At 38.7% G+C, this 13,741-nt stretch carries 10 protein-coding genes; 6 read left to right on the top strand and 4 right to left on the bottom strand.

Annotated features, from left to right (window positions below):
- Window positions 1-35: 35 nt before the first annotated feature.
- Together pyk and AC0L6O_RS02885 are read left to right on the top strand one after the other, a co-directional pair.
- Window positions 36-1,490, top strand: a complete 1,455-nt coding sequence (pyk, locus tag AC0L6O_RS02890) for a pyruvate kinase (protein ID WP_473306193.1) — start codon at window positions 36-38, stop codon at window positions 1,488-1,490.
- Window positions 1,491-1,666: 176 nt separating this feature from the next.
- Window positions 1,667-3,220, top strand: a complete 1,554-nt coding sequence (locus AC0L6O_RS02885) for a M81 family metallopeptidase (protein WP_473306192.1) — start codon at window positions 1,667-1,669, stop codon at window positions 3,218-3,220.
- Here the strand turns inward: AC0L6O_RS02885 and udk are convergent.
- The gene (udk, locus tag AC0L6O_RS02880; protein WP_473306190.1) at window positions 3,217-3,861 is read right to left on the bottom strand and encodes a uridine kinase; all 645 of its coding nucleotides are present in this window, start codon (window positions 3,859-3,861) and stop codon (window positions 3,217-3,219) included. The genes AC0L6O_RS02885 and udk overlap by 4 nt on opposite strands.
- 105 nt (window positions 3,862-3,966) lie before the next feature.
- A complete protein-coding gene (locus AC0L6O_RS02875) occupies window positions 3,967-4,992 on the bottom strand; it encodes an isoaspartyl peptidase/L-asparaginase family protein (RefSeq protein WP_473306189.1) in 1,026 nt (341 codons plus the stop codon).
- A gap of 42 nt (window positions 4,993-5,034) precedes the next feature.
- On the opposite strand from AC0L6O_RS02875, the gene AC0L6O_RS02870 reads away from it, so the two are divergent.
- Window positions 5,035-5,859, top strand: coding sequence for a Rossmann-fold NAD(P)-binding domain-containing protein (locus AC0L6O_RS02870; RefSeq protein WP_473306188.1), 825 nt, complete (start codon window positions 5,035-5,037; stop codon window positions 5,857-5,859).
- On the opposite strand, the gene AC0L6O_RS02865 is transcribed toward AC0L6O_RS02870, so the two are convergent.
- A complete protein-coding gene (locus tag AC0L6O_RS02865) occupies window positions 5,856-6,233 on the bottom strand; it encodes a MerC domain-containing protein (RefSeq protein ID WP_473306186.1) in 378 nt (125 codons plus the stop codon). The genes AC0L6O_RS02870 and AC0L6O_RS02865 overlap by 4 nt on opposite strands.
- Window positions 6,234-6,428: 195 nt before the next feature.
- Between AC0L6O_RS02865 and AC0L6O_RS02860 the strand changes: the two genes are divergently transcribed.
- The 3 genes from AC0L6O_RS02860 to AC0L6O_RS02850 are packed head-to-tail and all read left to right on the top strand — an operon-like array spanning window position 6,429 to window position 10,583.
- A complete protein-coding gene (locus tag AC0L6O_RS02860) occupies window positions 6,429-6,917 on the top strand; it encodes a DUF4442 domain-containing protein (RefSeq protein WP_473306185.1) in 489 nt (162 codons plus the stop codon).
- A 25-nt stretch (window positions 6,918-6,942) separates the two neighbouring features.
- On the top strand, window positions 6,943-9,348 hold the full coding sequence (locus AC0L6O_RS02855; RefSeq protein WP_473306184.1) for a 3-hydroxyacyl-CoA dehydrogenase/enoyl-CoA hydratase family protein: 2,406 nt from the start codon (window positions 6,943-6,945) through the stop codon (window positions 9,346-9,348).
- Between the two features lie 56 nt (window positions 9,349-9,404).
- Complete coding sequence (locus AC0L6O_RS02850) at window positions 9,405-10,583, top strand: acetyl-CoA C-acyltransferase (protein ID WP_473306182.1); 1,179 nt, start codon at window positions 9,405-9,407, stop codon at window positions 10,581-10,583.
- A gap of 65 nt (window positions 10,584-10,648) precedes the next feature.
- Here AC0L6O_RS02850 and AC0L6O_RS02845 read toward each other — a convergent pair whose 3' ends face one another.
- Window positions 10,649-13,510 carry a T9SS type B sorting domain-containing protein gene (locus AC0L6O_RS02845; protein WP_473306180.1) on the bottom strand — a complete coding sequence of 954 codons (2,862 nt, stop codon included), beginning with the start codon at window positions 13,508-13,510 and terminating at the stop codon, window positions 10,649-10,651.
- Between the last annotated feature and the right edge of the window lie 231 nt (window positions 13,511-13,741).

Raw genomic sequence — 13,741 nt, 5'->3', positions numbered from 1 at the left:
CGAAATTTACGCCAAAGACAATAACATAACAGTTTATGTACAAAAAAACCAAAATTGTAGCAACCGTAGGCCCAGCCTCAGAAAGTGAAGAAATGTTGCTTAAACTGGCAAACGCCGGAGTAAATGTATTTAGATTAAACTTCTCTCATGGAGACCACCCGGAGCATTTAACTAGATTAGAAAGAATTAGAAAGAACAATAAAGAGCACAATTTAAAGTGTGCCATCCTTCAAGATTTACAAGGCCCAAAAATCAGAGTAGGTGAAATGGAAGGCGGAAACGCTGGAGTAGAGCTTATCGAAGGAAACAAGTTTATCTTCACTAATGACACAGTCGTTGGAAACGCTGAAAGAGTAAGTACTCCTTACAAAGGCATGTACCAAGATGTGAAAGTGGGAGAGCGTATCCTTATGGACGACGGTAAACTTGAAGTAAAAGTAACTGCGATAGATAAAGACAAGCAAGAAGTAATTACGGAAGTAGTTTACGGTGGTTTGCTAAAGCAAAAGAAAGGTGTAAACCTTCCTAACACTAACATTTCTCAACCTTCTGTTACAGACAAAGATTGGAAAGATTTAGAGTTCGGTCTTAAGCACGATGTTGATTGGATAGCTCTTTCTTTCGTTAGAACTGCGAAAGAAATCATTGAGATAAAAGAATACATCAAAAGCAAAGGAAGCACAGCTAAGGTTATTGCTAAAATTGAGAAACCTGAAGCTATCGAAAACATGGATTCTATCATTGAAGCAGTTGATGCTATCATGGTAGCCCGTGGTGACTTGGGTGTTGAAATGCCAGGCGAAGAGGTGCCAATTATCCAAAAAGAACTTGTTAGAAAATGTAACCTAGCAGCTAAGCCAGTTATTGTAGCTACGCAAATGCTAGAAAGTATGGTAGACAACCCTCGTGCTACTAGAGCGGAGATTGGCGATGTAGCCAATGCTGTTTGGGATGGTGCTGATGCTGTTATGCTTAGTGGTGAGTCTGCTGCCGGTAAATACCCTTTACTAGCTGTAGAGACCATGACAAAAACAATACAGCAAGTAGAGCTACACGCTCAAAAAGAAGACCTTTACTTCAAATATCATACAAGAGTAACTACTGCAGATTATGTCTCTGAAGATAAAGATAACGACAACGTTATCATGATGGGATGTAGACTTGCAAGAGACCTTGACGTTAAAGCTATCATTGGTTATACCACTTCTGGTTATACTGCGGTAAGACTTTCTCATCACCGTCCTAAAGCTCATATTTTCATATTCACTTCAAATCAGAAATTGCTTACACAGTTAAGCCTTTACTCTGGTGTAGAAGTTTTCTCTTCTGAAAGAATGCCAAACAACCACGAAGACAACTTAGTGGATGCTGCCATGAACTTCTTAGTAGAGGAAGGAAAATTAGAAAAAGGAGACAAATTCATTAACACATTAAGTGTTCCTTTATTAGCAGATAACAGAACGAACACTGTTCGTTTAAGTGTAGTGTAATAAATTATACCGCATTTTGTTTAAAAGCCTTGATTTGAAAAAATCAGGGCTTTTTGCTTTTCTAAGGTTTCCTGTAAACCCTCTAAGACTTTAATGAGATATTTTAGAAATGCGAGACGTGATTTCAAGAAATCTGTAACTTTAGTTAACCATTACCATTTTCAAATTAGTCCTTCATGAAATTCCTATCTATTCCTTTATTCCTACTGACACTCATTTCTTGTAATACTGACTTACAGAAAAACACGGAAGAACTTCCAAAAATTGCCATTGCAGGCCTAGCCATTGAATCAAGTACTTTTTCTCCAGCTATCTCAGAGGAAGAAGCCTTTCATGCCAAATACGGCGATGAAGTTTTCACAAGATACCCTTTCTTTGCCGCAGATTCCGTACTAAGAAGTGCGGCCAATTGGTACCCAACAGTTATTGGTAAATCAATTCCTGGTGGAGCCGTAAGTAAGAAAGCTTATGAATCTTTGGTAAACAAAACATTAGAAAGGCTAAAAAAAGGAATGCCCTACGATGGTGTCTTTTTTGACCTCCACGGAGCCATGAGCGTTATTGGCCTAGACGACCCAGAAGGTGATTTCATAATACGCGTTAGAGAAGTTGTTGGCAAAGAACCTATCATTTCTACCTCAATGGACTTACATGGCAATGTGTCTCCAAGATTAGCTGAAAACACAGACCTTATAACCTGTTACAGAATGGCCCCTCATGAAGACGCCATGGAAACAAAGAGAAGAGCCGTTACCAACTTATTAGACAGAATAAAGAGCGGAAAAGGAAAACCGAAATATAAAGCATGGGTTCCAGTGCCAATCTTGCTTCCAGGAGAAAAAACGAGTACTAGAGTAGAGCCTGCCAAATCTATTTATGCAGAAGTAGACCCAATAACTAAACAAGAAGGTATTATAGACGCTGCCATTTGGGTAGGATATGCTTGGGCAGACGAGCCTAGAAATCATGCTGTGGTGATGGTTACTGGTGACGATAAGGAAAAAGTGAGCCAAGCAGCTGAAAAACTAGCTCAGAAGTTTTGGGATGCTAGAAATGAATTTGACTTTGTTTCACCTGTAGGTTCGCTATCAGAAAGCCTTGATGCTGCTATCAAAAGCGACAAACATCCATTCCTAATTAGTGATTCTGGTGATAACCCAACTGCTGGCGGTGCAGGTGATGTCACTTGGACTTTGAAAGAAATCCTTGACAGGCCAGAATTCAAAAAAGCAGATGGCCCAAGTTTAATTTATGCCTCCATTCCAGGCCCAGAACTTACTAAAATTGCCGTAAAATCGGGTGTAGGTGCCGAAATAGAAGCCCTAGTGGGTGCTGCGGTAGATAATAGATACGCTCCACCAATTAAGCTAAAAGGAACTATAGAATCTATCAAGGAAGGTGACGTTAATGCTGGTGTAGAAGTGGTGGTAAAAGTAGGTTCTGTGCATGTGATAGTTACCGAAAAAAGAAAACCATATCACTACATAAAAGATTTTACAGACTTAGATTTAAATCCATCAAAGACTGACATCGTGGTTGTTAAAATTGGCTATTTAGTACCAGAACTTTATGATATTAGAGCAGACTGGATTATGGCCCTAACGCCGGGTGGAGTAAATCAAGACTTAGAACGACTAGAATATAAAAGAATCAAAAGACCAATGTTTCCACTAGACAAAGACATGGAACAGCCAGACCTTTCGGCTCAATTTATTCCTTCTTCAAACTAGCTTTTACTTTGATTCAATATTGACCTGACAAAGGTGGTAAGCATCCAAAGTCCATTATCGAAGTGGTCATTGTTGTTTATCACCACATCAGCAGACTTTTTGGTAGGCTTAATGAACTTCTTGTAAGTAGGCGTTACATGATTTTCCCATCTGTAAAGCACGTCATCCATGTCATAGCCGCGTACCTCATTATCTCTTTTTATTCTGCGTTTGATTTTTATTTTTTCTCTCGCATCAATAAAAACTTTAATGTCTAACAAATCCGAAAGGCTCTTTTCGTAAAACACAAAAAGCCCTTCCACCACTATTATTGGAGCAGGCTTGTGCACCAACATTTCTGGAACCTTATCCGGATTGTTAAAAGTATACTCTAGGTGATTTACAGTTTCACCCTCTATTAAGCTTTTAATGTGGCTTGCGTAAGACTCGAAATCTATGCACTCAGGCAAGTCGTAGTTTTCAATGTCATTACCATCTCTTGGAATATGCTTATTCTCTTTATAGTAATTATCCTGAGAAATAAGACAAACCTCATCTTCAGAAAATTCTTTCAATAAGCTCTTTAAGAAAAAAGTTTTACCTGAGGCACTTCCCCCAGTAATTCCTATAACAAAAGGTTTTTTTCGATGAGTATCGACCATTTTAAAAGCTAATTTCCAAAGATTTTGATAAATGAAGTGCCACAAAGTAGGACTTATCCTACAAATCAGCCGCAAAATTAACAAATACCATTGGCTTTATTCTTCTCAATCCACTTCTTTATAGATGGATATCAATTTTTCGCCATTTGATTTCATATATCCACGGTACATTCCTTTAGTATTAAAAGGCATTGCTACGTTTCCTCCCTTATCAATAGCAATAACTCCTCCAGAGCCACCAAGCTTCACAAGCTTATTCAGAACTACCTCCTCAGACGCCTCTGTCAACGAAAGCCCTTTATAATCCATCAAAGCAGAAATATCGTAGGCCACTACCGACCTTATAAAATATTCACCATGACCAGTAGCCGAAACAGCACAGGTTGCATTATTGGCATAGGTGCCAGCTCCTATAATCGGGCTGTCTCCTACCCTATTCCATCTTTTATTCGTCATTCCTCCCGTAGATGTACCTGCCGCCAAATTACCATCCATATCTAAAGCCACGCAGCCCACCGTTCCAAATTTATAATCTTCTGGCACACTATAATTCATAGACGACTTCTTTGGTGATTCCTCCGAATGGTCTAGCTCTATAGAGTCTCTTTTAATAGCTCGTTGCAAAGACTTCCACCTTCTATCTGTATAAAAATAGCTACTATCCACCATATCCAGCCCCTTCAATTTCGCAAATTCTTCTGCACCCTTTCCTGCCAATAAAACGTGTTCGGACTTTTCCATTACTGCCCTAGCAGCTTCAATCGGACTTTTGATATGGCTCACTCCTGCCACAGCACCTGCCCCGAGTGTTTTACCATCCATAATAGAAGCATCTAGTTCATTTCTTCCTTCATGCGTAAACACGGCACCTATTCCTGAATTAAATAAGGCAGACCCCTCCATAACCTGAATGGCTTTTACTACTGCATCCATTGCGGGCTTCCCATCGGCCAGTTCTTTATAACCAGCCTGCAGAGCCTCATTTAGCTTTTCTTGATAGGCTTTCTCCATTTCTGGGCTTAGGTTTTCTCTAGTAATAGTACCTGCCCCACCATGAATCACTAAAGCGAAGTTTTCTTGTGCCGTAAGTTGACCAAGAATAAAATAAAACACCAACACTAATTTTTTCATCTTTACTTTGTTGTTTAAATAAAATGCGGTCGGTTTTATCTCATGCAAAATATTCAAGAAAACAGTTTAAAAGAAATTTCTATCTCAATTTTAGGTTGTGGTTGGCTAGGACTACCACTCGCTAAAAGTTTTGTCCTAAAAAAGTGGAATGTTTCAGGCAGCACCACCTCTAAAGACAAAATTAAAACGCTAGAAGAGCAGAGCATAAAACCATTTATCATTGATTTAGAAAATGATGTTTCACAAACAGAGTTTTTCAAATCAAAATACCTTGTTATTTGTTTTCCGCCAAGGCTCAAAAAGAATGGCGAAGAAAATTTTCTTACGCAAATGACTAAACTTGCCTCAAAACTTGAAGAGCGTAAAAATGTCAAAGTGATTTACACAAGCAGCACTTCTGTTTACCCTACTGAAAACAGGTCAATGAGCGAAACAGAAGCTAATGAAACTAACCCACTTTTTAAAGCTGAACAAATATTGAGAGAAAGTGTTAGTGAAAGATTGACCGTTTTAAGACTAAGCGGACTTATGGGTTATGGCCGAATTCCTTGTAAATATTTCTCTGGCAAAAAAGATCTTACGAATGGAAACACGCCGGTCAATTATGTTTTCAGAGATGATGTAATTGGTGTTATTGACGCAGTAATAGAAGCAGACATTTTCAATCAAACTATTAATGTAACAGCACCTATACATCCGAACAGAAAAGAAATTTTAGAAAACTGTGCGGAAAGGACGGAGTTTATAAAACCGGAATTTACAGAGCCTGAACAGCCAATCCCCTTTAAAATAATTGACGGGAAAAAACTTAAAAGCCTATTGAACTATGAATTCAAATACCCAAATCCCATAGATTTTCCTTACTAAGAATGCGAACAAACATTCTTATGCAATCTCCAATTATAGAAATAAGCCACTGCCATAGAAATAGAGCTTAACGAGACGATAACGTGATTGTGGACAAATACATGAAGAAGCACCAAGCAGAAAGACGCTCCCAGAAGAACTAAAGGTAAAATATTATCATGATGGCGATAATCTTTCAAAAGCACGAAAAAACCAATAAGTAAGCTGACACCAATCATAGCAAACTCCGCCCCGTCACTAAAAAAATTAGCTCCTAAAAAAGGTAAAAGCACCAAAACGAAAGGCATAGCCAAACAATGTATAGCACATAAAAAAGACAAACTTAAACCCAGTTTGTGGAAAAGGTGTGAATGTCTTTCTATAAATCTTTTCATTTCTTTAACTTGAATCACAAATGCAACAATGATGCAAAAGTAACACTAAATGCAACAACATTGCAAAAAGGAACGCTTTTCTTTTATTCAAAGAATAATCCTAAGCGTACTTAGAAAAATCTTTTAATAGTATGCTTGCATACCAATTTCAAAGTAGATAATTTTACAACAGTATGCTTGCATACCCTTTACACCATGGAATACAATAACCGACTTAACCGAAATATTGAAAAGGTAAATAAAATGCCAAAGTTCATTAAGCCATGGCTTCTTGACAAATCGATAGGTAGGGTGGTAAATTTTGTAGGTACGGCAGGAATTCATTTTGAAAAGTTGACTTGCCATAAAGTCGTAATTTCACTTCAGAACAAAAAAAAGGTCCAAAATCATATTGGACAAATACATGCTGCTGCCACCACACTTTTAGCTGAAACAGCTACAGGTATGGTGGTAGGCATGAACATTCCGGACGATAAGCTACCATTGATGAAAGACTTGTCAATAAACTTTATCAGAAGGAGTTTAGGGAAACAGATGGCAGTTGCTTGGCTAGATGATGAGCAAATAGAACAAATTAGAAATACCCCAAAGGGTGACTTAAGCGTTCCTATTAGGGTAACTGATGAAACAGGACAAGAGATTATTCAAGCCGTAATGAACTGGGCTTGGATTCCAAAAAAATAAATAGATAGATAACTAATATCAAAACATGAACAGAAAAATAAACAAAGTAGCCGTATTAGGAGCTGGAATAATGGGAAGCAGAATTGCTCTTCATTTTGCCAATATAGGCTGTCAGGTTTTATTGCTTGATATGGTTCCTAGAGAGCCTAACGATGCGGAAAAAGCGAAAGGATTGGGGACAGACTCTCCATACGTGAGAAACAGAATTGTTACAGACATGTTTACAGCTGCTGTAAAAGGCAAGCCAAACTCTACCTATAACAAAGAGGTAGTTAAAAGAGTGTCTTTAGGAAACTTCGATGACGACATGTCCAAGATAAAGGATGTTGACTGGATAATTGAAGTAGTGGTAGAGCGTCTTGATATAAAAAAGATTATTTATGAAAAAGTAGAAGCTCACAGAAAACCAGGAACCTTAGTAAGTTCTAATACATCTGGTATTCCGATACACCTCATGAGTGAAGGGAGAAGTGAAGATTTCCAAAAGCATTTTTGTGGAACACACTTTTTCAATCCTCCAAGATATTTGAGGTTACTGGAAATCATTCCTGGCCCAAAAACAGACTCAGCTATTATAGATTTCTTAATGCATTACGGAGACCTTTATTTAGGTAAGCAAACTGTATTGTGTAAAGACACACCAGCTTTTATTGCAAATCGCCTTGGTATTTATGCCATGGTGCAGACTATTCGTACTGCGGCAGAAATGGGCTTAACTGTAGAGCAAATTGACAAACTAACTGGCCCTGTAGTAGGAAGACCTAAATCAGGTTCTTTCAGACTTTCTGATGTAGTAGGCCTAGACACTACCGTCAATGTTTGCAACAACCTTAAAGCAACGCTAAAAAACGACGAGTCTTCTGCTGCATTTGAGCTGCCGGAAATCATGGCAAGCCTAATGGAAAAGAAATGGCTTGGAGATAAAACTGGTCAGGGTTTTTATAAAAAGACCAAAGAAAAAGGTAAAACAGTCATTCTTGCCCTTGATTTTGATACGCTAGCGTACAGACCAACTGAAAAAGTAAAGTTTGACACTTTAGGAGCTACAAAAAGCATTGACAATTTAGCTGACAGATTTCCTGTACTATTGGCAGGAAAAAACGCCGCGGGTGAATTTTACAGAAAAACATTAACGGATGCGTTCAAATATGCCTCTTTCAGAATTCCTGAAATAGCGGATGAACTTTTCAGAGTAGATGATGCTATCAAAGCTGGTTTCGGTTGGCAAATGGGACTTTTTGAAACCGCTGATGCCGTGGGTGCCAAAAAGTTTGTAGAAATAGCCGAAGCTGAAGGCAACAAGCCTTCGCAATGGGTTTATGATATGTTAGCCGCTGGCAATGAGTCTTTCTATAAAATAGAAAACGGCAAGCGACTTTATTATGACATTCCTAGCAAATCTTACCTAGTAATTCCAGGAACAGAATCATTCATTATTCTTGATAACATTAGAAAAACGAATGTAATCTGGAAAAACGCTGGCTCATCAATCTTCGACTTAGGAGATGGCATAGCAGGTGTAGAATTCCACTCTAAGATGAATACTTTTGGAGCGGAAGTGGTAGAAGGTCTTAATAAAGCATACGCTGTTGCAGAAAAAGATTTTAGAGGATTAGTCGTAGGTAACGATAGCCACGAGGCATTCTCCGCTGGAGCAAATTTAGCGATGCTATTCATGTATGCTATTGAGCAGGATTTTGACGAAATCAACATGATGATAGCTCAATTCCAGCAAACCATGATGAAGGCGAGATATTCACCTATCCCAGTGGTGACAGCAGCTCACACCCTAGCATTAGGTGGCGGAACAGAGCTTAACCTTCATGCCGACAAAGTGGTAGCAGCAGCAGAAACCTACATGGGACTTGTAGAAGTAGGTGTAGGTGTTATCCCTGGTGGTGGCGGAACTAAAGAGATGGCTCTTAGATGTTCTGATGCTTACAAGCCTGGTGATTCAGAATTAAACATTCTTCAAGCGGCATTTATGAACATTGCTCAGGCAAAAGTGTCAGGTTCCGCTCATGAAGCTATGGAAATGGGTTATTTAAAAGAAGGAAGAGACCAGATTGTACTTAACAGGTCAAGACTATTAGCAGAAGCTAAGCAGGCAGCTGTAGAATTGGCAGAAAACGGCTACACTATGCCAACCAAAAGAACAGATGTTAAAGTACAGGGTAAGGCAGGAATAGCTCTTTTTAAAGCAGGTATTAAATCAATGAGGCTTGGAAATTACATTTCTGACCATGATGCCTTAATCGTTGACAAACTAGCTTATGTTATTTCTGGTGGAGATTTGAGCTACGCTCAAAACGTAACGGAAGATTATCTTCTTGACTTAGAAAGAGAGGCTTTCTTGAGCCTTTGCGGTGAGCAAAAGACTTTAGAAAGAATGCAAGGTTTATTGACAACAGGTAAACCACCAAGAAATTAAATAGAGCCGAGAAAAAGTCAATGATTTTTTATCTCACAGTCTTAAAAAAATAAAATATGAAAGCATACATAGTTAAAGGATATAGAACAGCCGTAGGAAAAGCTGGTCGCGGTGGATTTAGATTTACCAGACCAGATGACTTGGCAGCAGAAAACATTAAATACCTACTCGCTCAGGTACCTGAGTTAGACCCAAACAGGGTAGACGACCTAATAGTAGGAAACGCAGTTCCAGAAGCAGAGCAAGGAATGCAAATGGCAAGATACATTTCGCTTTTGTCTATGGGAAAAGCCGTTCCTGGTGTAACCATCAATAGATATTGTGGTTCTGGTATTGAAGCCATTGCTATGGCAGCTGGTAAAATAAATGCTGGTATGGCAGATTGTATCATTGCTGGCGGAACGGAGTCTATGTCTATGGTACCTACCATGGGTTGGAAAACCGCATTGAATTATGACATAGCTAGTGATAATCCAGACTATTACTTAGGAATGGGTTTGACTGCAGAGCAGGTAGCTCAAGATTTCAAAATATCAAGAGAGGCCCAGGATGAGTTTTCTTACAAGTCGCACATGAAAGCCTTAAAGGCTCAAGCTGACGGAAAATTCGATGAGGAAATTGTTCCAATAACTGTTACTGAAACTTATTTTGACGCAAACTCTGGTAAAAAGAAAACCAAAGAAAGCATTATCAAAAAAGATGAAGGCCCAAGAGCGGGCACAAGTGTTGAAGCCCTTGCGAGACTTAGACCAGTATTTGCCGCAGGCGGAAGTGTAACAGCAGGTAATTCTTCCCAAACATCAGATGGAGCTGCTTTTGTGATAGTGATGTCTGAAAGAATGGTGAAAGAATTAAACCTAGAACCAGTAGCTCAGATGCTAGCTTATGCAGTGGCAGGCTGTGACCCTAGAATTATGGGAATGGGGCCAGTATACGCTGTGCCAAAGGCTTTAGAGCAGGCTAATTTAAAATTAAAAGATATAGACCAAGTAGAATTAAACGAAGCATTTGCGTCACAAGCACTTGCTGTTACTAAAGAGCTTGGAATCAATCCAGACATTCTTAATCCTAATGGTGGAGCTATTGCCCTTGGACATGCTTTAGGGTCTACTGGTGGTAGATTGACCGTTCAAATTTTGAATGAAATGAGAAGAAGAAATCAAAAATATGGTCTTGTAACTGCCTGCGTAGGTGGTGGACAAGGAGTAGCTGGTATTTACGAGCTCCTAAAGTAAGATTGATTGATTTACATAAATCCACAAGGCCTGAGAATTTCTTCTCAGGCCTTTCTTTTTGAATCTTATTTAACCAACTCTAGATACCCTTTGTAGGTAAAAACGTCTGAATTTTCTTCTAACCTATTAAACTGAACATTAATAAGATAATAGTACGTCCCTACAGAAAGTTCTTGGTCATTTATTCCTCTACCATCCCAACTTAGGCTTGAACCTTCCCCTTCTGCCACTAGCAGACCTTGTCTATTGTAAATTTGGTATTCAATAGATTTTATAAATGCAGGACAATCCATTGGCTCAAACGTATCGTTTTTACCATCACCATTCGGAGAGAAAACATTTGGAAAAGATATCTTGTTGCAGTTATCGGCACAAACCATATTACTCGGCTCACTCTCCACATCCAAAATACTCACCGCTGTTACATAATAACATCCAGCAAAACCGTCCGTTGGATTTTTGATATGATCGTATCTACTGGTAGTGCCTTCGGTAATACCAATTTGCTCAAAGTTACCATCAGGAAATCGAGAATAGTATACATTATATCGTATTAAATCTGTTCTACAATTCACCCCTCCTACATTTTCTGGTGTACTCCAGTTAAGTTTATTAGTAAAGGCATTTGGCCTACAAAAATCTTCTTGGGGAATATTTTCACAATCTAGCTGATCTAAATTTATCACTAATGGGCAAGGCGGTGTTCTGTCAGCCGCAGATAAACAAAACTCCTGAGATTCATTTTCCAAAACACCAAACACGGAGGCTTCATTACCGTAGATTCCTCGAGTGGTTACTTTGTAACAATACTCAATATTGTTTTCCATCACTATAGACTGGTCTCCATCGGCAAGAAAGGTGTCTTCACCCTTATCTGTAAAACTGTAAGTGTTTGGTCCTGTAACTGCTACCTCTGCAATGACATTAAACACACCGGGGTTTTCTTTATCCTCTCTATAAACTAAGTGCGTCTGGTTATCATTTATCCATGGAGTATTTGCTTCCCAAGTCAGATTAATTTGTCTATCGTCAGGGGTTCCTCCAAGTCTCACTGATGTAGCCGCTGGAGCCTCACCCATTAGTTTATCTCCTTCATAGTAAAATGCTACTTTATATTTATAAACTAAATCAAGGGTATTTAATCCTGTATCAAAAAACATGGTATCTGCAGCATCTCCTAGAGAGGTATTAATGGTAGTAACTTCTACAAAGCTGTCGCCTCCAAGTCCTTCTGTTCTAAAAAGTTTATAAGAATAAGGTCCTTTAAAGTCAGCAGTATCTAGTCCTATTGGCTTTGACCACTTTACCATTACACTTCCACTTGTATTATTGGTGGATTCCACATCTACGTGCGTAATCACCGGAACACGCTTTGGCAACTCACTTCCTATACAAAACTCGGTTGAAGGAGAACTTAGCATAGTATTAAACTGAGAAACACCCACTTCTGCTACCAACCTATAGCTATATATTTGCCCGTTTTCCGCATTGTTATCTATGAAAGTGGTATCCCCCAAGGCTACCTCCCCTATTTTAACATACCTCCAAGCATCAGGCATCCCTTGAACACAAACCCCTGGATTTAATCCACTACAGCCATCTTTTCTGTAAACAAAAATCTTTCCTTCACCAGTACATTCCGGATATTGTTGCCATGTAAGCGTTACACCATCTTCGGTTTCTTTACCCGTAAGACCTTTAACCCTTTGCGGATTGACATTAATTTTAACCGTTTTTATATCTACCAACTGTGTGATAAACCTTCCCGGTAAATCTTCAACTTTAAAAAGCACATCATAAGACTGCTCTCTCACATGAGCACAGTTTGTTTGCCAAGTAAACTTCCCTGTAACTGGTGACACATTATTATCTCCCGAAGAAGTACTAAACTCTGCAGCCTCATCTGCCACAAACCTTTTAAATGAACCATCAGCCCCCAAATTATAAACACCTCCATTTGTAGTAATCTTCAAACTTTGGTCTTCGTCATCATCAGTTCCTAAAACTTCGAATTCAATCAAATCACCAGCTTCTACACAAAAGTCATTAGGGACTTCTAGTTCTGGTCTTCTATTGTCGGTTTCCACCACAATAATCTGCATATCCCTTACAATCACACCTATTCTAGCATAGGTGCCGTCAGGAGCTTTTCGCCATTCTTCTATGGTAAAAGCTACATTATACTGACCGATTTTTTGTGGAGCATCCCAAATTAAATCTCCTGTTCTAGCATCAATTTTGAAAGTAGCCGGCCCCGTATCTGCTTCATTTCTAATAGGTGCATCTCCTACTAAACTAGGGTCAGTATATCCCTCAATCGGTCCGCCTATTCCATTTGCTTGCTCACTGTCCTCCATTGGGATAGTCAACTTATAAGACAAACTATCCCCATCTATATCAAAAGCACCTGGATTATGGATAAACTTGACCCCAACTGCTGCTGAGTCAATTGGTATATTTAAAAGTACTGGTGTACTATTTAAGCCAAATGCTGAGTTTATTAAAAGTGTAGTTTGGACAAAAAATGTAATGTTATCAGAAGGCTGTGGTAGGTTTATGGTCGCTTCGTTTCTATTTGGTATTCCGCAACTTATCTTATAAAAACCTGCTCCCGGAAAAGTTACCGTGGTAACGTAGGTATTTCTAACTGTAGTTGGACTAATAAGCACCTTCTCTCTCCTTGGTACTTTATAACTAACTACACCATTGTTCGAAAAACCCGGATAAAAATCTACATCTTCTTGAGCTTCGTTAGCACTTTTCCCCCCCACTTCATCCGTATAAGTGGTAAGTGTTATCCTATATGTTAAAGACGTGTTTGAAATTCTTTCTGCCGTAATTTCTCCCGCTCTAATGTGCGTTGCATAAGCCTGAGTACTCAGGAAAAAGAAAAGAGGTACTAATAGATACGATAAATATTTCTTCATGCAGTTTAAAGGAATCTTCATATATGTAGTATAACTAACGCAATAAGTGGTCTCAATATTCATATATCCGAAGAATTCGAGATAGTTTTTTTTCAAATATATCAAAACAAATACATTTTCTACGCTAGTTTCAAACATGACCATAGAATCGCTTAGAAACAGTCTAAAAATCAAAATTTGCTATTTCTAATTGATTTTTTTATTGGTTCTAAACTCTTTGGTACTTACTTT

The sequence above is a fragment of the Arcticibacterium sp. GJ41-1 genome, from assembly GCF_055808875.1.
The sequence above is the reverse complement of the archived record's forward strand: the minus strand, read 5'-3'. Positions and strand labels throughout refer to the sequence as shown.